General features: G+C 51.6%; 20 protein-coding genes. 15 read left to right on the forward strand and 5 right to left on the reverse strand.

The features are described 5' to 3' along the window. Positions 1-151: 151 nt before the first annotated feature. The 10 genes from XI25_RS03830 to XI25_RS03875 all read left to right on the forward strand — a co-directional run bounded on the left by XI25_RS03830 (position 152) and on the right by XI25_RS03875 (position 11,966). Positions 152-1,687 (forward strand): MDR family MFS transporter, encoded by a 1,536-nt coding sequence (locus XI25_RS03830; protein ID WP_082112196.1) that lies wholly within the window; start codon positions 152-154, stop codon positions 1,685-1,687. A gap of 109 nt (positions 1,688-1,796) precedes the next feature. Then, complete coding sequence (locus tag XI25_RS03835) at positions 1,797-2,786, forward strand: helix-turn-helix transcriptional regulator (protein ID WP_046677447.1); 990 nt, start codon at positions 1,797-1,799, stop codon at positions 2,784-2,786. A gap of 29 nt (positions 2,787-2,815) precedes the next feature. Further along, positions 2,816-3,565, forward strand: a complete 750-nt coding sequence (locus XI25_RS03840) for an SDR family NAD(P)-dependent oxidoreductase (RefSeq protein WP_052759439.1) — start codon at positions 2,816-2,818, stop codon at positions 3,563-3,565. A gap of 122 nt (positions 3,566-3,687) precedes the next feature. Further along, positions 3,688-3,861, forward strand: coding sequence for a hypothetical protein (locus tag XI25_RS33245; protein WP_160308873.1), 174 nt, complete (start codon positions 3,688-3,690; stop codon positions 3,859-3,861). A 222-nt stretch (positions 3,862-4,083) separates the two neighbouring features. After that, the gene (locus tag XI25_RS03850) at positions 4,084-5,019 is read left to right on the forward strand and encodes an ABC transporter permease (RefSeq protein WP_082112197.1); all 936 of its coding nucleotides are present in this window, start codon (positions 4,084-4,086) and stop codon (positions 5,017-5,019) included. Between the two features lie 10 nt (positions 5,020-5,029). Next, a complete protein-coding gene (locus XI25_RS03855; protein WP_046677450.1) occupies positions 5,030-5,941 on the forward strand; it encodes a carbohydrate ABC transporter permease in 912 nt (303 codons plus the stop codon). A gap of 36 nt (positions 5,942-5,977) precedes the next feature. Beyond that, the gene (locus XI25_RS03860; protein WP_046677451.1) at positions 5,978-7,606 is read left to right on the forward strand and encodes an extracellular solute-binding protein; all 1,629 of its coding nucleotides are present in this window, start codon (positions 5,978-5,980) and stop codon (positions 7,604-7,606) included. Positions 7,607-7,700: 94 nt separating this feature from the next. Continuing rightward, positions 7,701-9,938, forward strand: coding sequence for a helix-turn-helix domain-containing protein (locus tag XI25_RS03865; protein WP_046677452.1), 2,238 nt, complete (start codon positions 7,701-7,703; stop codon positions 9,936-9,938). Between the two features lie 334 nt (positions 9,939-10,272). After that, complete coding sequence (locus XI25_RS03870; RefSeq protein ID WP_046677453.1) at positions 10,273-10,602, forward strand: PadR family transcriptional regulator; 330 nt, start codon at positions 10,273-10,275, stop codon at positions 10,600-10,602. Next, positions 10,602-11,966, forward strand: coding sequence for an FtsW/RodA/SpoVE family cell cycle protein (locus XI25_RS03875; RefSeq protein ID WP_046677454.1), 1,365 nt, complete (start codon positions 10,602-10,604; stop codon positions 11,964-11,966). The genes XI25_RS03870 and XI25_RS03875 overlap by 1 nt, the downstream gene beginning before the upstream one ends. Before the next feature lie 492 nt (positions 11,967-12,458). Here the strand turns inward: XI25_RS03875 and XI25_RS03880 are convergent, their stop codons facing one another. From XI25_RS03880 to nikC, 4 genes are read right to left on the reverse strand one after another with little or no spacing between them, the layout of a single operon-like run. After that, positions 12,459-13,466, reverse strand: a complete 1,008-nt coding sequence (locus XI25_RS03880; protein ID WP_046677455.1) for an ABC transporter ATP-binding protein — start codon at positions 13,464-13,466, stop codon at positions 12,459-12,461. Then, a complete protein-coding gene (locus XI25_RS03885; protein WP_046677456.1) occupies positions 13,463-14,470 on the reverse strand; it encodes an ABC transporter ATP-binding protein in 1,008 nt (335 codons plus the stop codon). The genes XI25_RS03880 and XI25_RS03885 overlap by 4 nt, the downstream gene beginning before the upstream one ends. Before the next feature lie 30 nt (positions 14,471-14,500). Beyond that, on the reverse strand, positions 14,501-15,424 hold the full coding sequence (locus XI25_RS03890; RefSeq protein ID WP_046677457.1) for an ABC transporter permease: 924 nt from the start codon (positions 15,422-15,424) through the stop codon (positions 14,501-14,503). An 18-nt stretch (positions 15,425-15,442) separates the two neighbouring features. Further along, entirely contained in the window at positions 15,443-16,339 is an 897-nt protein-coding gene (nikC, locus tag XI25_RS03895) for a nickel transporter permease (RefSeq protein ID WP_046677458.1), read from the reverse strand. A gap of 188 nt (positions 16,340-16,527) precedes the next feature. Here nikC and XI25_RS03900 point away from each other — a divergent pair, with 188 nt between their 5' ends. The 5 genes from XI25_RS03900 (at position 16,528) to XI25_RS35665 (ending at position 20,681) form a co-directional block, all read left to right on the forward strand. Next, a complete protein-coding gene (locus XI25_RS03900; protein WP_442950356.1) occupies positions 16,528-18,135 on the forward strand; it encodes a glutathione ABC transporter substrate-binding protein in 1,608 nt (535 codons plus the stop codon). Positions 18,136-18,307: 172 nt separating this feature from the next. Further along, positions 18,308-19,024, forward strand: a complete 717-nt coding sequence (locus tag XI25_RS03905) for an ABC transporter ATP-binding protein (RefSeq protein ID WP_046677460.1) — start codon at positions 18,308-18,310, stop codon at positions 19,022-19,024. Then, a complete protein-coding gene (locus XI25_RS03910; RefSeq protein WP_046677461.1) occupies positions 19,021-19,758 on the forward strand; it encodes an ABC transporter permease in 738 nt (245 codons plus the stop codon). The genes XI25_RS03905 and XI25_RS03910 overlap by 4 nt, the downstream gene beginning before the upstream one ends. A gap of 12 nt (positions 19,759-19,770) precedes the next feature. Then, on the forward strand, positions 19,771-20,562 hold the full coding sequence (locus XI25_RS03915; RefSeq protein ID WP_046677462.1) for a MerR family transcriptional regulator: 792 nt from the start codon (positions 19,771-19,773) through the stop codon (positions 20,560-20,562). Continuing rightward, positions 20,559-20,681: a hypothetical protein gene (locus XI25_RS35665; protein WP_268794460.1), complete on the forward strand. Its 123-nt coding sequence runs from the start codon at positions 20,559-20,561 to the stop codon at positions 20,679-20,681. The genes XI25_RS03915 and XI25_RS35665 overlap by 4 nt, the downstream gene beginning before the upstream one ends. Positions 20,682-20,684: 3 nt before the next feature. Here the strand turns inward: XI25_RS35665 and udk are convergent, their stop codons facing one another. Continuing rightward, positions 20,685-21,317, reverse strand: a complete 633-nt coding sequence (gene udk, locus XI25_RS03920; RefSeq protein ID WP_046677463.1) for a uridine kinase — start codon at positions 21,315-21,317, stop codon at positions 20,685-20,687. Between the last annotated feature and the right edge of the window lie 68 nt (positions 21,318-21,385).

Below are 21,385 nucleotides of genomic sequence, written 5' to 3' on the forward strand. Positions count from 1 at the left end.
TGCCGGGAACGATTCCTGGGAGCCTATTTATAAATTCCCATCTACCGATAAAGCGTATATCCCGTTCTTGCCACACTGTTGTCAACAAGGGTGGTTTACACTGTGTTCGTAAGGTTTTAGAAAACGAAAGAGTAGGAAAGGGCGGATTTGCGTGAATCAAGCACCAAACAAAATAGGGGTCGTGATTACCGGACTTCTATTGGCCATTCTGATGGCTTCCATGGACAATACCATCGTTGCGACCGCGATGGGAACCATCGTCGGCGAGATCGGGGGATTAGACAAATTTGTCTGGGCCACGTCGGCTTACATGGTAGCGGAAATGGCGGGCATGCCGATTTTCGGCAAGCTATCGGATATGTACGGACGCAAGCGGTTTTTCATTTTCGGAATCATCGTGTTCATGATCGGTTCCGCCCTGTGCGGGACAGCCGAGTCCATCGTTCAGCTCAGCTTGTACAGAGCGGTCCAAGGCATCGGGGCAGGGGCGATGGTATCGATCGCTTTCACGATCATGTTCGATGTCGTGCCGCCCGAGAGCAGAGGCAAAATGACCGGAATGTTCGGAGCCTTGTTCGGTTTGTCGAGTATAGCGGCTCCTCTGCTTGGAGGTTATATCACGGAGCATATTCATTGGGTTTGGATTTTCTACATCAATCTGCCGCTCGGTTTGATCGCTTTCTTCCTGATCGCGATGTTCTACAAGGAATCGGCGGAGCATTCCAGACAAAAGATCGATTATTTGGGCGCGATCTTGCTAGTGGGAGCCGTCGTTTGTTTAATGTTCGCGGTTGAACTGGGCGGCAAGCAATATGCATGGGACTCTCCGCAGATTATAGGAATGTTCGCCGGTTTTGTTGTCCTGACGATTCTGCTTGTTTTTGTTGAAAAACGAGCGGCGGAGCCGATCATCTCCTTCCGCATGTTCCGCAATCGACTGTTCACGACAAGCAATCTTGTCGCTATGCTCAGCGGCGCGGCGTTTATGACGGCCTCCATGTTTATCCCTATCTATATTCAGGGCGTTTTGGGCGGCACAGCCTCGAATGCGGGGCTCGTCCTGCTTCCGATGATGGTTGGTTCGGTCGTGACGGCGACCGTGGGCGGGTATCTCATGTCCAAGCTGCCGTACCGTTCCATTCTCATTCCGACGCTGCTCGTCCTGATCGCGGGGCTGGCGCTGTTGACCGCGCTGAATACGGCATCGCCGCGTTTTCTCATCACGGTGTATATGATTTTGGTCGGTCTTGGCATCGGTTCGTCCTTTTCGGTGCTGAGCAGCGCCGCCATCCACTCGTTTCCGGCAGCGCAGCGGGGCGCTGCGACCTCCACGCTGAACTTTAACCGTTCGCTGGGCATGACGCTCGGGATTACGATATTCGGGATTTTGCAGAGCCATTCGCTGACCGGCAAGCTCACGGAAGCTTTCGGCGGCAGCGGCACGGGGAACATGGCGGGGGCCGGCATCGACTTCGGCGATCCATACGTTTTGCTCAATCCGGCTATACGCCAGTCCATGGACGCGTCCGCGCTCAGCACGATTACGGAAGGATTGTCCTCGTCCATTGCCGGGACCTTTGCCTGGAGCCTGATTCCGGCCGTGCTGGCGCTGGTGTCTGCGCTGGTTATGACCAAGGAGAAGCTGGACCCGCAGGCCCAGGAAGAGGGTTACGCAACTTCGCATTAACGGCCGTGCTGCATGATGCGGAATCATGCAGCACGGAAATCTGCCTCGACATGGGCACGGGGATTTGGTTTATGATGAAGTGAAACGTCGGGATGAAAGGAGGAGTTGCATGAAACTGGAGCGTCTTATGGCAATCACCATGATTCTGTTGAACCGCAAGCGGGTGCAGGCGCAAGAGCTGGCAGACAAACTGGAGGTATCCTTGCGGACGATTTATCGCGATCTGGAATCGCTGAGCCTTGCGGGTATCCCCATCGTCTCTTATACGGGGACGGAGGGCGGTTATGAAATTATAGAGAGCTTCCGCCTCGATCGGCAGATGCTTTCGTTTGATGAGCTGACGGCCTTGTTTACCGCCCTTCGCGGCTTGCAATCGACGCAGGCGCTGGATTCTGGCAACATGGATCGTCTGCTTGAAAAGGTAGGGGCTTTGGTTACTCGAGCCGAACAAGAGCGTCTTGTGGACAGCAGCCAGATTAACATCGATTTTACCCCTTGGAAGAACAGCGAGGCGGAGCGAAAAAAATATGAGTCGGTGCATGAAGCCGTCAAAGGCCGTAATCTGATCAGGTTCCATTATATAGATGCGCAAGGAGAGGACACGGAGCGATGCGTTGAGCCGATGGGCCTTGCGCTAAAAGGATATGCCTGGTACCTTCACGGTTATTGTTTAAACCGGGAGGCTTACCGGACATTTAGGCTTTCCCGCATCCGCGAGCTTCAGGTTTCGGAAGAAACCTTTTCGCGCCGGGATATGCCCGAAGTCCGTCTAAAAGAAGAGTGGGGCCGGCGAAGCGAGCTTGAGGCGATCGACTTCGTGCTTCGGATCTCCGGCGACGCCAAAGTTTACGCGGCGGACCGTTTTGACGAGCACGAGATCGAGAGAATGGAGGACGGCTCATTCCTGGTCCGGACTTCGCTGCCGGATGCCAAGTGGCTTACCCGTTTTTTGCTGCAATTCAGGACGGACCTGATTATCCTGGAGCCTGCCTATATGGCGGCAAAAATAAGACAGGAAGCTTTGGCCATCGCGGCGCTATACAGCGATACGGGGGAGGCCGTTTCGGGAAATACGAACGAAATACAGTTATCCGAATGAATGCCTTACCAATCTAAGGGGGTTATTCCATGGATCTGACGGGAAAAGTGGCGATGGTGACGGGCGGGGCCCGGGGAATTGGACGCGCAACGTCCATTCTCCTGGCGGAGCGCGGAGCAAAGGTCGTTGTTAATTATTTATCGAACGCTTCTGCGGCCGAAGCCGTGGCGGCACATATTCAGGCAAACGGCGGGGAAGCGATAGCCCTTCAAGGCGATGTTCGTGACAGGGACCAGATTCAGCATCTGGTTTCCCGCGTAAAGGAGAGGTTCGACGGGATCGACATCATGGTGTGCAATGCCAACATGAACTTTGCCGCCAAGCCTTTTGCCGAAATGACCTGGGAGGAATTCGGGCAAAAGCTGAATGATGAAATGCGCGCCGCCTTCGTGACCACGCAAGCCGTTATTCCATTGATGATCGAGCAGCGGTCCGGCCGCCTGATCTACGTATCCAGCACCCTTGGCAAAGATCCTTCCCCGCATATGATCGCCCACGGCACGGCAAAGGGAGGACTGGACACGTTCGCCGTCTATATTGCCCAGGAGTTTGGTCCGTATGGCATCACGGCCAATGTCGTCGCCCCCGGTCTGGTACAGACCGATGCGACCGCAGATATAACGGACAAGGAGAAAGGGATGATCGGCAGCTTTACCCCGCTTGGACGCGTAGCGGAGCCCGGCGACGTGGCCGGCGTCATCTCTTTCCTGGCAGGCGGCGACGCCCGGTTTGTCACGGGGACCTATACGCCCGTGACGGGCGGGCTTGTGATGGAGTAGGGGTACGCCTTTATTGGCTTAGTAAACGGAAACTTAATCGATTTAATCATGTATAGCGCAATTTTTTGTTTAGTAGCAGCCGTTTTAATCATCGTTATAATTCACGGTTACCGGTGGTGTTCATGACGCGGATCCATTGGCAGACAAAGTTGGTCCATGAAATGTACAAAGAAATCGCTCCTTATGAATGGTTGCTAGTCACTTCCATTGTACCGAAGGGCGATTTCTTTTTGTTTTTTAGATTGAAGTTTGCACGAAGCAGCGGAGAGGACGAAACGATTCCGGAAAAGCGGTAGCGGCGAGCGCCTCACAACAGACAAAGGGGGAGTCCCAAGTCATTCGACCTTTTTTGGACAGCCCCATTGCGTGCATTAAAGCTGCCATTAATGAAAGAAAAAATTGCGAAGCGCTTCAAATTATGTTGCTTGCCCCGCCCGGCCACGCCTTTTATGATGAATCCAAGCGGAAGAACGGGCCCGAAAGATACCGCACCAGCTTGCTTATGAAAGGGGAAGGTCATGAAAGCAGCCAGTCAACCGAGTAAGCGTAGATCCTATCGATTGCGTGGTCATCTTCAGCCGTATTTGATTATGCTTCCCGTCCTGGTTCACATTTTCATTTTCAGTTACATCCCTTTGTATGGAATCGTCATTGCTTTTCAGGATTATTACCCGGGCAAACCCTTTCTCTCGTTTGACGGCGGGGTTGAATGGGTCGGCTTCAAACACTTCATCGATTTTTTTAACGGGCCGTATTTCGGCAGGCTGATGAAGAATACCTTTTTGCTCAGCTTTTATTTTCTGGTATTCGGCTTTTGGGTGCCGATTCTGTTCGCCTTGCTGCTGAACGAGCTGCGGAGCGGCATTTTCAAAAAATACGTGCAGACCGCAAGCTACCTGCCCCATTTTATTTCCAACGTCGTCGTGGCCGGCATGGTGTTGTCCTTTATCAATGCGGACGGGATCGTCAATGCCCTGGTCACGTTGTTTGGAGGCACGCCGGTAGCATTAAATACCGAGCCGGGTTACTTTCCGGCTATTTATACGATCACCCTTATATGGAAGTCTTTTGGCTGGAGCAGCATCCTGTATCTGGCATCCATGTCTTCGATTGATCCGCATATGTATGAAGCGGCCAAAATCGATGGGGCCAACCGGTTCAAGCAGATGATGAAAATTACGCTGCCCTCGATTCGTCCGACGATCTTTATTTTGCTCATCTTCGCCATCGGCAATTTGCTGTCGGCCAACAGCGAGTTTATCCTCCTTATTTATAACCCGATGGTTTATGAAACGGCGGATGTCATCGGCACCTATTTGTACCGCGAAGGACTGCTGGGCGGTAATTTCAGTTCCGGAACGGCGGTCGGGTTGTTCGTATCGCTCATTAACTTCACGCTGCTGTATGCCGCTAACACGCTTAGCCGAAAATACTCTGATTACGCCTTATGGTAGGGGGAGTTCCATGATCACCTCGTTCAAGAGAAACCCGAACAAGATTAGGCAGGGCTCCGTAGTAGTCGATATCATCCTGTATACGATTGCGCTTCTCATTTGCCTGATTACGCTTTATCCGTTTTATTACGTCATCATCATGTCCATCAGTTCCCCCCAGGAAGTGGCAGCGATGAATGTGTACTGGTTTCCGAAAGGCTTCTTCCTCGGCTCCTATGAACTGATCGTCAAGGACGCCAAAATGTGGTGGGCCTACTCCAACACGTTAATTTACGTCACGGCCGGGGCCTTGCTGAACTGTCTGATGGCCGTCCTTGGCGCCTATCCGCTCACCGTGAAAAATTTGAAGGGGCGAAAATGGATCGTTACCTTCCTGCTGATTCCGATGTATTTCGGGGGCGGCCTGATCCCGATGTACTTGCTCATCAACAAGCTCGGGATGTATAATACCATGCTTGCCGTCATCATTCCGGGGATGGTGAGCATTTGGAACATCATTCTCGTTCGCACTTATTTTACGACGATTCCGGAAGGGCTGAAGGAATCGGCGTTCATTGACGGTGCTTCCCATTGGCAGCTGTTGTTTAAGGTCATTCTGCCGATCTCCAAGCCGATCCTTGCCGTGATCGCGATCTATTCGATCGTCGGGATCTGGAACAGCTGGTTTGACGCCCTGGTTTACCTGCCGAATGAGAAGCTTCATCCGCTGCAGATGTATTTGTATCGTGTCGTTGTCCAACAATCCGTGGATTTGAAGACGCTTTCATTCGATGATGCGCGGAATGCCGTGGCGAACATGCTTTCCAGCATTCAGCTGAAGTATGCCATCATCGTGTTTACGACGCTGCCGGTTATTTTCACGTATCCGTTTTTCCAGAAATATTTCATCAAGGGGACGCTTCTTGGCTCGTTAAAAGAATAGAGCTTGAAAACCATGATCAAAGGGGGATATCAGTTCATGAAAAAGTGGAAAAAAACGTTGGCAGCCGCCATGGCTGCCGCCCTGCTCGTCGGTTCCATGACGGCCTGCGGCGGCGATACCAAGACCGGGGAGGGAAATGATCCGGGTACATCCGAAAAAACCGGCAAGCTTAAGCTGCTCGGTCCTGCCTCAACCAATCAGCACATTAAATTCGAGGAAAGAGACAAATATCCGGTTTGGACAGAAGTCGACAAGATGCTGGACGAAGCCGGACTGGAGCTGGAATACGAATTCGTCCCGGCCGAGCAATATGACGTGGTGATCAAAACGAGAATGGCTTCCGGCGCAAACCTCCCGGATATCGTCAATATTTCGAAGCTTGATAATACGACCGTGCTGAACCTGGCAAAACAGGGCGTGATTCAGGACCTTAATCCGCTGATCGAGAAATACAGCAACGGGAACATCAAAAAAATGTACGATACCGAATTCCCTTATGCAAGAAAAACGACAACTTCCCCCGACGGCAAGATGTACTGGTTCAGCAACCTTCATAAAAAGGATTATCAGAGAAAAGATCCGGCACCGGTCTCCCTGACCATGCTGATCCGCAAAGACTGGCTCGAAAAGCTGAATCTTCCGGTTCCGACCACGGCCCAGGAATACCTGGATACGCTGAAGAAATTCCGGGACAGCGATGCGAACGGCAACGGCAAGAAGGATGAAGTGCTTGCCTACGACCCTGCTTATTTCTCGGGTTCCATCGCCCAATGGTTCGGCCTCGGTTCGGAAATCACCGCCGTAGACGTGGAGAACAAGAAGGTGGTGTCTCCGTGGTATCAGGACGGCATCAAGGACTACTTCCGCTTTATGCAGGAATTGGTTGAGGAAGGAATCTTGGACACGAGCCTGATCGGTGCCAAAGGGGAGCAAAAAACGCAAAAAATTACCGAAAACCAGGTGGCGTCGCTTCATGACTACAACCTCGCGACGTACAACGAGCCCTTGATTAAAGGGGGCGGCGAGTATCTTCCACTCATGCCGCTCAAGGCAGTGGAAGGCATCGAACCGGCCGCGCAAGTCGAGCCTCCGTTCCTCGTCTGGCAGAAATATGCCATCACCAAGGACTGCAAAGACGTTGAAGCAGCCATTAAATTTTTTGACATGATTTATTCGGAGAAATACGCGGATCTTCTGTACTGGGGGATCGAAGGCAAAACGTACAAGAAGGACGAAAACGGCGCGAAGGTATTTATCGATACCGGAACCGCAGAAGAGCAGTCCAAGAGCGGATTGGTAACGGGCAACCCTCTGTTCGGCGATACGGTATTTCCGCGGGTTCAATTTGCCAACCTGGAGTTCGAGCTTGCCAGCGTTCCAAAGCACAAAGCGGATAACGAGCTTGAGATTTTGAAATATAAGCCGTATTTCGTCAATATGAACAATAATTACCTGGCTATTCCGGACGATAAGCAATTGGAGGCCAAGACCAAAATCTTGACGAACCTGTCCACGTATTCGGCCGAACTTGCAACCAAGCTGGCACTGGGTCAAAAATCGCTCGATGACTGGGATCAGTATATGGCCGAACTGAAAAAGCTAGGGCTCGACGAGTTGATTGAAATCGATCAGCAGCTTCTTGACAGATACCATAGCATCAAGTAGCCTGAGTCATAATAAACTGGAGGAAATGGCAGAATCCACGCTCTTGGGTGATCTGCCATTTTTCCACATTTTATTCCGAAGGGGGATATCATCATTGAAGACAAGGAGCTTCGGAAACAGTGCGTATCGAAAAATCTTTTTTTCCTATACCGCCATACTGATCATCCCGATTATCGTTTATAGCGTCCTGAGCGTATATCAAAACATCAGGGAGGAGCAGCGGCAGCAATTCCAAAAGCACGCGGCGGATGCCAAGCGGATTGCCGATAGCGTGGATAACAAGCTTAATGAACTGAAGAATTTAGGCAAAGAAATCGGCGGCAAAACCTGGGTGATCAAAATGATGCAAAATGCCAATGTATACGACCAAGAGTTCGATTTGCTGCGGATGCTGGAAATCCGGAACGATCTAAGCCAAGATATCAATTCGCTAGGCGTCCTTTCGTTCGGCATGGTTGTTTTTCCCGAGAAGGGGCGAATTCTGTCATCGTGGGGAACCTATTCTACTGGCGATTTTTTCAGCAGCGTTGCGGTTTTTGACCCCTTAACCCGACAGGCGTTGGAGCATTCGCTGTTAAGCCCGGACTACTTTCGAATCCTGCAGCCGGCAGAGGTGAAGTTATGGGGGACGGGGAAGTCCGTCATTCCGGTGATCCAGAGCCTGGAGGTCGTAAACCATCCGCGTGCCGTTTTGATTCTTTTTATTGATAGCGCTTACTTTTCGAATTATGTGCAGCGCTTCGGCGGTGCCGAGTTTAAGGATCTCGTCATTTCCGCCGAGAACTCGGTTATTCACCAGCAAACCCAACAACAAGACCGCGCGGAGGGACTCGAAGAAAAGATGTACACGATCTCGATGCCGTCCCAGGTCAGCAAGTGGAGATACGAGGTGTCCTATTTGGATCCCGGTTGGTTGTGGATCCGCCATTTAGTGGGCCCTTTGCTCATTTTCGTCCTGCTGCTTGCCTTCGGCATGGCCTGCGCGTTCTTGTTGGCTAAGGTGACTTACCGTCCTCTACGGGCCCTGCTAAACAAGCTTTCGGGCATGCTTCAGGACGAAGAGGCCAGGACGGGCACTGTATCCGGTTCGGAATACAGCTATATCGAGAAGTCGTTCGACCGTTTGCTTCATGAAAACCAAAAGCTTCAGCAATCGATGCAGGATTATGAAAGCGCAGCGAGATCGAATATGCTCCTGCGCCTGCTGAAAGGATATTTTCCGGATGAACAGCATTTAAACAGGCTTGGCAAATTCGGGATTCCATATACTGACGACATGTATTACTGCACCATGCTGATCAGTTTTCATGCGCTGCCGGATCTATCCGACATGGATCGACTGCGAAGAATGGAAATGGTGACCATGCTGGTGGTTGAGGAGTTGATGAAGCGGCATCAGCTGGATTATGAGCTGTTTGAGGTAACCAGCGCGGACAACGCCTTGATTCTGTCTTCCGGGAAAGGGCTAGGGGAAGATGGGGCGATGGAACGGATTGCGGCCGAGTTGTCGGCGGCGATCGAAAAAGCTTGCGGATTTCAGCCGAATGTTCTGTACGGCACGGTAGAGCAGGGAATTGTCGGCATCAGCAAATCGTATTATGCGGCGCATGAGAAAATGCAGTATATCTTATTTTCACAAGGACAACTCGCCCAGCTGCCGGAAGATACGATTCAAAACGGCGTTGATTATTACTACCCAACCGATTGGGAGGTTCAGTTGATCAATAATCTGAAAGTCGGAAACCTGGACACGTCGATGCAGATTTTGCATGAAATCCACATGGAGAACGGGAAACGTCATCTTTCCGAAGGAAGTACGATCAAGCTGATCTCGTTATTGATGGAAACGCTGCTGAGAGTGCTGAAGGAGCTGAATCTGGATACGGGCATTTACGCCAAACAGTTCGACAACAGGGTGACCGCCGCCGATTCTGACGACATGTGGAGCTATGTGTTTGAAGTCGGAACCTTGATATGCGAAAGAAAACAATATTCCAACTCCTCCTCGACCATGGAAGTCGGAAGCCGGCTCCTGCAATATGTAAACGAGAATTACACGAGTACGGATATCTCGCTGAAGCAGATGGCGGAAATGTTTCAAATCTCGGTTTCCGGAGTATCCAAAATTTTCAAGGAAGTCACGGGCATTAACTTTTATGATTACCTGTGCCGCCTGCGCATGGAGATGGCCAAGGGATTGCTCAGGGAAAACGTCCGCAAAATCGACGACATCGCCCTTCAGGTCGGCTACGAAAACGTGTATTCGTTCAAGCGGGCTTTTGCGCGATATGAAGGGATTAAACCCGATGAATACATGAAATTGGCCAATTGATAGATGAACGTTCCCTCTCCCTTTAGTTCCCGCAAGGGATTTACGAGATATCCACAATATGTACACATTCAATGAGGTGATCCTTATAAGTGAATCCACATTTTATACACGGATATCAGGGGTTTTCCCCGGAATTTTAAAGGATGTCCACAAATCTGTGGATAAAATACGTGGAATGTGCACAATTTGCCCACAAGATATCCACATGATTGTGCACAGGTTTAAAATAAAGTATTAAATTATATTCCGGGACTTGTATAGTAGTAATTATGAAGCTATACTAATGCATAGATTATCTATACATAGTAATCCTATGCATTGAGGTGAGGGAAATTTGCCGATTAATAAAGAACTGTTGAAAGGTAGTACGGTAATTTTATTGCTGACGGTACTTAGCCGGAAAGAAATGTACGGGTATGAGCTGATTAAGGAAATTGAACGGCGTTCGGACGGCGTCTTTATGATGAAAGAAGGAACGCTGTATCCGATCTTGCACACGCTGGAGGGTGAAGGCTGGCTGGAGGCGTATTGGAGCCAGCACGATGGACGCAAACGCAAATATTATCGGATCACGGACAAAGGACGTCAGCAGTTGAAAGAGAAGACCAACGAGTGGAGACTTTTCCGGACGGCTGTGGACACCGTTATCGGGGAGGGAAGGTAATGCGGCGTCTGGAGGATGAAAAGACAGTCCGTGAGTTTTTGGATAGAGTATGCCGGCATGTTCGGTCAAGGGAGATTCATCCCGACATACGGGAAGAGTTCGGCGGCCATATCGCGGATCGTGCGGCAAGTCTTCAACTGGAGGGGTATGCGGAGGATGACGCCATAACGGAGGCGGTTAAGCAGATGGGATCGCCGGAGGCGATTGGGAAAAGTCTGCATCAGGCCCATAAACCGCGACTGGATTGGAAGATGCTTGTTATTCTGGCTTTTATGGTCATGGCGGGTCTATTCGGCATGCTGAATGTAGAGGCTTCAGAATCGTTGCCTATATATTTTACGTTGTTCACGACGAAAGCCGTGCTAACCGGGCTGGGTCTTGCTGCTCTGGCCATTTGTTATTTCCTGGATTACCGGAAATTGAAGAAGTATTCCAGGATCATGTTTTTTGGTGTTCTGGCCCTTATGACATATACCTTGTTGGCGGGTTCACAGATCAATGGCAGACAAGGATACCTGGATTTGGGATTCATTATGGTCAATGTCGTGGATTTGTCCCTGCTGCTGCTGCTTATTTCCCTTGCGGGTCTGAAACAAGAATCTCAATATGGGATCATAGATTTCGTATTCAAAACAATGTACAGATGCGCTGTGCCTGCCCTGCTGTTTAGCCTTGGCGGATCGCCGGTTCAGGGAATGATGTATCTGACGGGTTTTCTGGTCCTGACATGGGCTTCTTCTAAAAGGAAAAAGTTATTTTATATGATCTCTTTACCGATCACGGTGCTTTCTGCCCTTAGCTTCATGCTGTTCCGGGGAGGCTACGTCCTTCAGAGGCTAGGAACCTTCCTGAACCCTTCCGGTCCTGAAGCCTATCATTGGAATCAGATAGAGAAGGCGATTTCTTCGGCGGGATGGAGCGGACACGGGTTTGCTTCAACCATAAAAACCCTGCCTTATCTGCAGAGCGAGTCTTTGTTTCTCTATCTGATTTATTGCTTCGGCTGGGGAGCGGGAATCGTCGTAGTGCTGCTTGTTCTGATGTTTCTGCTGCGGATCGGGCAGATGAAGCTTTCGCTTACCGATCCATACGCCAAAACATTAACCAGCAGCCTCCTCGTTCTGTTCGGTTTCAGGTTGTTATGGCCAATCCTGATGGCCTTCGGTTTCGTTCCCATAATTAGCATCGAACTGCCGTTTATCGGGTATGGGGGTACGCCGCAAATTTTTGATTATGCGGCTGTAGGCATGCTGCTGTCTATGTATCGCCGGAAAAACATGCTCCCGAGCGCCGATAAAGGTGGCATAGATGGTTTGAGCATGGATTTCGTCGGTATGATTAAAAGCGATAGAGGTTTTTTTTAAGAGATAAGAAAGTATAAACATCAGAGGTTAGCTATCCTTATCTCGCAAAAAAAACTTCCGTTAAACGCGGTCTGTCTTCTGAAAAAGTATTGGACGTTTTTCTTATCAAAACAAAGTAAAACCGCCTTTCAAGAGGCGGTTTTTGCTTTATCTATCGTACAGAAATGGACAGTTCGGTAAAGACCGATTTGTTGGCTTGAAGGTTCGTGACCCTAACGGACATGAGGTCCGTTAAAATGCTTTTTAGTCGGGGCAAGCTATTCTGGCGGACATACGTTCCGTTAGCGGTGTTCTTGTAACCCTCTTGGGCTGAGTTTGCTGCTGTAAGGGTCCCATATGTCCGTTAACCTGCCCAATTGGCGATTTTTCGAGGTCTAAGCGTCTGTCGTGTCCGTTAGAGCGGCAAAGGCCGAATAATGCTCATCCTCCGCCGCTTCCAGAGTTCCCGAGCCACAAAGGGCCCAGGTCCAAGGCTTCGTGCTTCCCTGAACCCTAAGGCTCTGCCTCCAACGTTCCCTCCCTAATCGCCTCCATATAATGGCATGCGGCCATGTGTCCGCCCTGGTCTTTCGCCGGACGAAGCTCGGGCACTTCTGTCCTGCAGCGGTCCTTCGCATACATGCAGCGGGTATGAAACCGGCAGCCGGACGGCGGGTCGATCGGGGAAGGGACGTCCCCCTTCAGAAGAATGCGTTCGGCTTTCCGGTCCGGGTCAAGGGTCGGAATCGCGGACAGCAGGGCCCGCGTATAAGGGTGCAGCGGCTGCTGAAACAACGTTTTTTTGTCGGCGATCTCCACGATGGTCCCCAAGTACATGACGATGATCCTGTCGGAAATATGGCGTACGACGCCGAGATCGTGGGAGATGAACAGATAGGTGAGCTTGAATTCCCGCTGCAAGGATTTCATCAGATTCAGGACTTGGGCCTGGATCGAAACGTCCAGGGCGGATACGGCTTCGTCGCTGATGATCAGCTTCGGATTGACGGACAGCGCTCGGGCGATGCCGATCCGCTGCCGCTGCCCTCCGCTGAATTCGTGCGGATAACGGTCGGCCTGATGGGCAGCTAGGCCGACCGTTTCCAGCAGCTCGATCGCCCTCGTCCTGCGCCGATTCTTCGGCACGGTATTCTGGATTTCCATGGCTTCCTCCAGCACCTGAACCGCAGTTTTTCGCGGGTTAAGGGAGGCGTAGGGGTCCTGAAAAATCATTTGCAGGTACTTGCGCTTCCGGGTCATTTGCCTTTTGGTCAGTGATAGCAGGTTCGTTCCGTCAAAAATGATCTCGCCCGAGGTCGGCTCCTCCAGGCGCAAAACCGCGCGTCCGGTCGTGGATTTGCCGCAGCCCGACTCGCCGACCAGGCTGACCGTTTCGCCCTCGTAGACGGTGAAGGAAATGTCGTCGACGGCTTTGACGTAATTGACGGTTTGTCCAAAGATGCCGCCCTTGATCGGAAAATACTGCTTAAGCCGATTTACGGTCAGTAGTTCCTTGCTCATATGTTCACCTCCGCCTCCGGTTTCGTCTCCCATCGTTCGGTATACATCCAGCAGCGCACCTGATGGCCGCCCAACTCGTTTAGTTCCGGCTCCATTTCGCGGCATACATCCCGCACATGGGGGCAGCGCGGCGCAAACCGGCATCCGGTCATCGCTTCATAGGGACTCGGAACCGAGCCTTTAATGGCCAACAGTTCTTCCTGATCGACGTCATGACGCGGGAGCGAGTTCATTAGCCCGACCGTATAAGGATGCTTGGGCTCCTTGAACAGCGTTTTGACATCGGTGTATTCCATCACTTTTCCGCAGTACATGACGGCCACGTCGTCGCACGTCTCCGCTACAATGCCGAGATCATGCGTAATAAAGATGACGGACATATGCAGCCTTTGCTGAAGCTCCTGAATGAGCTCCAAAATCTGGGCCTGAATCGTTACGTCCAGCGCCGTTGTCGGTTCATCGGCTATCAGCAGATCGGGATTGCAGGCAAGAGCCATGGCAATCATGACCCGCTGCCGCATTCCTCCGGATAGCTGGAAGGGATACTGCCTTGCCCTCTTTTCGGGGGAGGGGATGCCGACGAGACGCAGCATCTCAACGGCTTTGCCCATCGCCTGGCGCCTGCCCATATTTTCGTGAATCCGATAAGCTTCCGCAATCTGATCGCCGACGGTAAAGACGGGATTCAGCGAGGTCATCGGCTCCTGAAATATCATGGATATCTGGTTGCCCCGGATATTCCGCATCTCCCGGCCGGATTTTTTTAGCAGGTTATCGCCGTTATACTGGATCTCCCCGCCGATGATACGGCCCGGGTTTGAGATCAGACGCAGGATGGACAGCGACAGAATGCTTTTTCCCGAGCCCGACTCGCCAACGATGCCAAGGGTTTTGCCTTTGCGAACGGCAAGGCTCACGCCGTCTACGGCTTTGACCTCCCCGAGTTCCGTAAAAAATGAGGTCTGCAAGTTTTTGATCTCCAGCACCGGATATATGGGTTCCATCCTTCCTCGCTCCTTTCATGCGTTATAGAATCATTCGAAATCGATCCGCTTATTGAAATATTTATAGGAGATGTCCACCAGCAGATTCACGAGCACGAACGTCAGGGAGATGATCAGGATGGCTGCCTGGACCACCGGAAAATCCCTGCCCCGAATCGAATCGACCACATACCGGCCGATGCCGTTGACGGCAAAAACGCTTTCCGTCAGCACCGCTCCGCCCAAGAGACCCCCGAATTCGAGCCCGATGACGGTAATGACCGGGATCATCGCGTTTTTCAGGGCATGTCTGTATATGATGACCCGTTCCCGGACGCCTTTGGCCTGGGCCGTTCGGATGTAATCCTGACCGATCACCTCCAGCATGCTGGAGCGGGTCATCCGGGCGATAATGGCCGCGCCTCCCGTTCCCAGCGTTATGACCGGAAGGACGTTTTGCGACCAGGCACCCCAGCCGGACGGACGAAACCACCCCAGATCAACGGCAAAATATTGAATGAGCATGAGCCCGAGCCAAAAGTTGGGCATGGAAAGCCCGAACAAGGCGATCAGCATGACCCCGAAGTCGGCCGGCGAGTTCCTTTTCACCGCGGAAATGATTCCGGCGGTCAGGCCGAGAAAAACGGCCAGCATGGTACTGTAAAGAGCAAGCTCCACGGTAATCCAGAAGCGGCTGGTGAAAATTTCGTCGGCGATGGGACGGCTGCTGCGGATCGAATCCCCGAGGTCGCCTTGGATAAGCTTGCTGACGTAATTCCAGTACTGGACGGGTAAGGGATCATTCAAACCGAGACTTTCCCGAATTTGCTCCACTTTTTCCTTGGGAGCGCCTTCCCCGACAATAACCTGGGCCGCATCCCCGGGGATGAGATGCATCAGCAGGAAGACGATAATCGTGACGCCGATGATGACCGGCACGGTCTGGATCAATCTTCGGACGGTGTAAATAAGCATGGGCCGGCTCCTTTCTTCTTATTTTTTGGTCTTCGGATCAAGCACGTCCCTGAGTCCGTCGCCCAGCAGATTGAACGCAACCACCACCAGGACGATGGAAAGGCCGGGGAAGAGGGCGACATGGGGATGCTGCGTAATATAGTTGCGCCCGTCGTTCAGCATTGCGCCCCATTCCGGTGTCGGCGGCTGTGCGCCGAGCCCGAGGAAGGAAAGTCCGCTGGCCGTCAGGATGGCAATCGCGATGCGGAGGGTAGCCTGGACAATGATGGGGGATGTGATATTCGGTAGGATGTGCTTGAAAATAATCCGGCTGTCGCTTGCTCCGAGGGAGCGCATGGCATCAATATACTCCAGCTTTCGGACCGCCAGCGTCGATCCCCGCACGATCCTGGCAAACGTCGGGATGGAGAAGATGCTGACCGCGATGATGACGTTGAACAGGCTTTTTCCGAGAACGCTTACAATGGCGAGTGCCAGCAGAAGACCCGGAAAAGCAAGCATGATATCCGTTATACGCATGATGACGGAATCCCATTTTCCGCCGTAATACCCGGAGATAACGCCGAGGATGATCCCGAAGGCCGCCCCGAGAATAACGGAGATAAAGCCGACCGACAGCGTGAGCCGCATGCCGTGGACAATCCGGGTGAAAATATCCCGCCCGTTATGGTCCGTTCCGAACCAATGGTCGGCCGAAGGCTTCAGCAGCTTGGAGGAATAGTCTACGATCGTGGGATCGTGCTGCGTCAGGAAAGGTCCGACGATGGCGGCCAATACCACAAAGATTAGGAAGTAACCTCCGATGAGCGCTGATTTGTTTTTGTGAAGGTTTTTGTAAAATCTCCTCCATCTCCCCCTCACAGTCCGGCTTTGCCCGGGTATTGCGGTTTCCGAAGCTGCCGTTGCATTGTTCATCTAGAACCACCCTTTCTCCATTAATTATCCGACGGTCAAATATTGAGAATTCTAGTATAAATATGGATTACTCAAATATATGTTAAATACTAAGAAAATATTTTTTAAAATTTTAGTTGAGAAGGGGAGTGCATAGTATGGCGGGAAGCAAAAGGTTGAGGGGATTCATTCCGCTGCTGGTTATCCTGATGATGTTGTTTGTGACGGCGTGCGGCGGAGGAGGAAACAGCGCGGAGGAGAAGCCGCCGGAAACAAACAACGGCAATCCGGCCGCGCCGGAGCCCGGGAACAAGGACAAAGATCAAGATAAACCTGCGGAGGGCGGCGCCAAGGATCTCGTGGTGGCCTGGCTGTCGGATCCTCCCTCCATGGACCCGCATATGTCGACCGACCAGCAAACCAGCATCGTGACCTCCCATATCTATAACACGCTCGTCATGCATGACAAGGACCTGGTCGTTCAGCCGGGGCTTGCCGAGAGCTGGAAGGCGGTGGATGACGTAACTTGGGAGTTTAAGCTCCGTCAGGGCGTGAAGTTTACGGACGGGTCGGCTTTTAATGCCGAGGCGGTCAAGGCGAATATCGACCGGCTGCTGGATCCGAAGGTGGCCTCTCCGCGTGCTTCCCTGGTAGACATGGTCAAAGAGGTTAAGGTGATTGACGAGTTTACGGTGCAGATCGTCACAGCCTATCCCTTCTCTCCGCTGCTTGCGCATCTGGCTCATCCTGGGGTGAGCATCGTGAGCCCCGAAGGCATTAAAAAGGATTACGAGAAAGTAAAAGCCGGCGAGAAGGCTGGCGCCTATCTGGCCCAAAACCCGGCAGGATCCGGGACGTTCAAGCTGGACAACTGGAATCCGGGACAGGAAGTGAAACTGGTCAAAAATGATGACCACTGGGGAGATAAAGCGAAAATCGACAGCGTCACCTTTAAGGTCGTCAGTGAGGACGGCACGCGGATTGCCGAGCTGGAGACGGGCTACGCCCATATCGTAGAGCCGGTATCGCCGAGCAGCATCAGCCGCGTGGAAGGTCTCGACGGTACATACTTAAACCGTCAAGCCTCCCTTAGCTTGTCTTATATCGGCTTTAACATGGAGAAGAAGCCGTTCAACGACGTTCGCGTGCGTCAGGCGTTATCCATGGCCATCAACAAGGATGAAGTGATTTCGGGGGTCTATGAAGGAACCGGCATTCCTGCCGTCGGCCCGCTGGCGCCTGACGTGTTCGGTTATGACGCTTCCGTCAAGCCGATCGAAAACAATCTGGATAAGGCGAAGGAACTGATGAAGGAGGCCGGGCTGGAAAAAGGCTTCTCCACCACGATCTGGACGAACGACAACCCTGAGCGCATCAAAATTGCGGAATACGTGCAATCGAAGCTGAAAGAACTGAATGTGGACGTGAAGATCGAAGTGTTGGAGTGGGGTGCTTACTTGGCCCAGACGGCCGAGGGCAAGCATGATATGTTTATTCTTGGCTGGTCCACGGTAACGGCCGATTCGGATTACGGATTGTACCTGTTGTTCCATTCCGCCAACGCCGGCGAGCCCGGGAACCGTACGTTTACGAAGGATCCGGAGCTCGACAAGCTGCTGGATGAAGGGCGCAAGGAAAGCGATCCGGAGAAACGCAAGGCCATTTACAAGAAAGCCCAGGAAAAGCTTGTTGAGCTCGCTCCGATGCTGTATATTCACCACCAGGAATACTTGGAAGGCGTCAGCGATAAAGTGAAGGGTTATTGGCGCCATCCGAACGGCATCATGCAGCTGCACGGCGTATCGCTGGAGCCTTAGAGCCCGGATATCATTGGCGAAGCGAAAAGAAGACCAGATTGCCTTAAAGGCGATCCGGTCTTCTTTTTTTGCGGTTATGATTGTTCATGAAGCTGTTAACCCTCCAGTATTACACCAACCTGCACTTCATTTGATATAGTGTGAATCTGATTGAAAGGAGGCAGATGAATCTATGGTATTAACCGTCAAAAACTTAAGTGTGCGTTATGGGGAAAAAGTCGCCGTCCAGGATTTGAGCTTTCGTGTGCGAAAAGGCGAGGCATTCGGCTTGCTTGGGGCCAACGGCGCCGGCAAATCCTCCAGTATCGCAGCCATTTTAGGCATTGAAAAAAGCGAGTTTGCCGAGCTCTCTTTGCTTATGAAATCCCCGATAACCGAACGAAAGGAAGTGTTTGAAAAAGTCGGAGTTCAATTTCAAGAGACCCATTTCCAAGATCGTTTAACCGTACAAGAAGCGTGTCTTCAGTGGCGAGCGCTATATAAAGAAACGCAAAAACTAGAACCGCTTTTGATGGCGTTTGGCTTGCAGGATAAGAAAAAACAGCCGGTCAAATCGCTCTCCGGCGGAGAGAGGCAGCGACTTGCCGTACTTCTCGCCCTTTTGCCGAATCCGGAGCTTGTTTTTTTGGACGAGTTAACCACAGGTCTGGATACAAAGGCCCGCAAAATGCTGTGGAAACAGCTGTTGATCATGAAAGAAAACGGGCTTTCTATCGTGCTGACTTCGCATTACATGGATGAGGTTGAGGCGCTCTGCGATCGGCTGTTGATTCTGAAGAACGGATCAACCGTCGCAACGGGCACGGTCCAGGAAATCATTCATCTCAGCGGGATGTCAACGATGGAGGATGCATATTTGCATTTTTCGGGCGAGGAGGATTGGGCATGAATTTATTTTGGACTTTGTTGAAAATAGAAGGAAAGCTGGTTTGGAGAGGGCTGGACATTCTTATATTCGGTATTTTATTTCCGATTGTTTTGGCGATCGTGTTTGGTTATGTTATGAGTAAAGATGGATCCGTTCATGGTGCATCCATGTTTGAAATTTCCTACTCCGCCGTTATTACCATCGGGGTGCTCGCAACAGGCGTGATGGGTGTGCCGCTTACCCTTGCGGACTACCGCCACCGGGGGATTTTGAAAAGATTCCAGGTCACTCCCGTGTCCCCTCTGCAGTTATTATTTGCTCAGGTCGCGATTCAACTTTCTTCGGCAATCGTGTCCTTCATAGGAGTAACGGCGGCGTACCATTTTTTGTTTGATTACCGGATGAGAGGTTCATGGGCCGTTTTTTTGCTGGCCTATGCATTTGTCGTATTCGCCATGTACAGTATTGGGCTGTTCATTGGAAGCGTGGTGCCTGATCAAAAGGCCGCAAATTTGTGGAGCTCGGTTGCCTATTTTACGATGCTGCTGTTCTCGGGTGCGACGATTCCCTATGAAATCATGCCGCGTTTTGTTCAGGCATTCATGGACATCCTTCCGCTTTCGCACGGAATCCACATCCTGAAACAGGTTTCCATCGGGGAACCCGCAGATCATCTTTTTTTCAGTGCTACAGTGCTTATTCTTTGCGTTGTGCTTGGTCTGGGCGGAGCAGTCAAATTTTTTAAATGGAGATAAGGAGGTGCGCGGATGTACAGAACAACCGAAATAGCAAAAATGGTGAACGTGCATCCGAATACCGTCCGAATTTATGAGGAATGGGGTTATATCTCGCCGGTCCCCCGCGCGAATAACGGATATCGCGTGTATTCCGACCTTCATTTGTTTCAGCTTCAGGTAGCCAGAGCCTCCTTTCGCTGTGAAATCATACAAGGTCGCATCCGGGATAAAGCACGGTCCGTTGTTGAAGCCAGCGGGAAAGAAAATTTCGATCAGGCGCTTGAGAGGGCTCAGGATTATCTGGCCCATCTGGAACGCGAATACTTAAGGGCCCTGGAGGCGATCGCGCTTGTAGAGGCGTGGCTGGAGGGGAAGGAGTCCTTGTCCGGACAGACCTATACGCGAAAAAAGGCCGCTTCGATCCTGGATCTTTCGCCGGAAGTCGTGAGGAACTGGGAGCGCAACGGTTTGATCGCCGTCTCCCGGCTGCCCAACGGCTACCGTTTCTACACGGACAAGGATTTAAACAAAATGAAAATCATCCGAGCCTTAAGGGCTGCGCATTATTCGATCAGCGCGATTCTCCGATTAATGAATACTTTAGGGCAATCAAAGGAATTGAACGTGAAGAAGGTATTGGACAGTCCGGCAGAGAGCGACGATATCATTACGGTTACCGATCGTCTCATCTTTTCGCTTGAAGAAGCCATACAGAGCGCTCAGGAAGTGATACGACTCATAAAACAACGCATCAGTATAAGCAGAAGAAACGGGCAAGGGGACATGAGAGGAGCGCCGGCGGGAAGAGGAATAAAGGGATGAATATCGTCAACGGATGCGCAACGCAAAAACAGCCAAACCACGAAAAAAAGCTGCCTGGCCGTTCGGCCGGGCAGCTTGTTATGCGGGTATTTCAAATGAAGCTAGAGATCGGTCTTTAAAGGTCAGCTTCCCCAGGACCGTTCGCCGGTCAGGTATTTTTCGGTCAGGATCGACAGCAGTTGGATGCCGACCTCGTTCTGGCCGCCTTCCGGGATGATGATGTCCGCGTACTTTTTGGAGGGCTCGATAAATGCTTCGTGCATCGGCTTTACGGTGTTTAAATATTGCTCGTGAATCGACTGGATCGATCTCCCGCGTTCCTCGATGTCCCGAACGACGCGGCGGAGAATCCGCACATCGGGATCCGTATCGACAAACACCTTAATGTCCAGCAGCTTCCGGAGATTTTCGTCGGACAGCACGTGAAGCCCTTCGATGATGGCGATGTGGTTCGGTTTCAACTCCAGCGTTTCTTCCCGGGAGCGGGCGTGGACCGTGAAATCGTATACCGGAGCATAGGCAGGATTGCCCTGCCTCAGAAGCCCGAGATGCTCGACGAGGAGCTCATTGTCAAAGGCAAAAGGATGGTCGTAGTTGATCTTCTCGCGCTCGGCGAACGTGAGATGGGGGTTGTCCTTATAGTAATTATCCTGAGATATGAAAGTCACTTTGCCTGGTCCGAGTCGATCGATGACGGACCGGGCCACCGTCGTTTTTCCGGAGCCGGTGCCGCCGGCGATACCAATAATCAGCATGGTGTCCCTTAAACCTCCCTAAGGCTTTCGTGCACTGCAATTTTAGTATTGTACCACAGCATGTGTTT

Origin of the sequence: Paenibacillus sp. DMB20 (assembly GCF_000987955.1) — a bacterium.
Lineage (GTDB): Bacteria > Bacillota > Bacilli > Paenibacillales > Paenibacillaceae > Paenibacillus_AQ.

Excerpts from the sequence above, each read along its gene's own strand:
- XI25_RS03835 (WP_046677447.1), top strand. The coding sequence starts at position 1,797 with ATGAAACTGGAGCGTCTTATGGCAATCACCATGATTCTGTTGAACCGC.
- XI25_RS03840 (WP_052759439.1), top strand. The coding sequence starts at position 2,816 with ATGGATCTGACGGGAAAAGTGGCGATGGTGACGGGCGGGGCCCGGGGA.
- XI25_RS33245 (WP_160308873.1), top strand. The coding sequence starts at position 3,688 with ATGACGCGGATCCATTGGCAGACAAAGTTGGTCCATGAAATGTACAAA.
- XI25_RS03850 (WP_082112197.1), top strand. The coding sequence starts at position 4,084 with ATGAAAGCAGCCAGTCAACCGAGTAAGCGTAGATCCTATCGATTGCGT.
- XI25_RS03855 (WP_046677450.1), top strand. The coding sequence starts at position 5,030 with ATGATCACCTCGTTCAAGAGAAACCCGAACAAGATTAGGCAGGGCTCC.
- XI25_RS03860 (WP_046677451.1), top strand. The coding sequence starts at position 5,978 with ATGAAAAAGTGGAAAAAAACGTTGGCAGCCGCCATGGCTGCCGCCCTG.
- XI25_RS03875 (WP_046677454.1), top strand. The coding sequence starts at position 10,602 with ATGCGGCGTCTGGAGGATGAAAAGACAGTCCGTGAGTTTTTGGATAGA.
- XI25_RS03880 (WP_046677455.1), bottom strand. The coding sequence starts at position 13,466 with ATGAGCAAGGAACTACTGACCGTAAATCGGCTTAAGCAGTATTTTCCG.
- XI25_RS03885 (WP_046677456.1), bottom strand. The coding sequence starts at position 14,470 with ATGGAACCCATATATCCGGTGCTGGAGATCAAAAACTTGCAGACCTCA.
- XI25_RS03890 (WP_046677457.1), bottom strand. The coding sequence starts at position 15,424 with ATGCTTATTTACACCGTCCGAAGATTGATCCAGACCGTGCCGGTCATC.
- nikC (WP_046677458.1), bottom strand. The coding sequence starts at position 16,339 with ATGAACAATGCAACGGCAGCTTCGGAAACCGCAATACCCGGGCAAAGC.
- XI25_RS03900 (WP_442950356.1), top strand. The coding sequence starts at position 16,528 with ATGATGTTGTTTGTGACGGCGTGCGGCGGAGGAGGAAACAGCGCGGAG.
- XI25_RS03905 (WP_046677460.1), top strand. The coding sequence starts at position 18,308 with ATGGTATTAACCGTCAAAAACTTAAGTGTGCGTTATGGGGAAAAAGTC.
- XI25_RS03910 (WP_046677461.1), top strand. The coding sequence starts at position 19,021 with ATGAATTTATTTTGGACTTTGTTGAAAATAGAAGGAAAGCTGGTTTGG.
- XI25_RS03915 (WP_046677462.1), top strand. The coding sequence starts at position 19,771 with ATGTACAGAACAACCGAAATAGCAAAAATGGTGAACGTGCATCCGAAT.
- XI25_RS35665 (WP_268794460.1), top strand. The coding sequence starts at position 20,559 with ATGAATATCGTCAACGGATGCGCAACGCAAAAACAGCCAAACCACGAA.
- udk (WP_046677463.1), bottom strand. The coding sequence starts at position 21,317 with ATGCTGATTATTGGTATCGCCGGCGGCACCGGCTCCGGAAAAACGACG.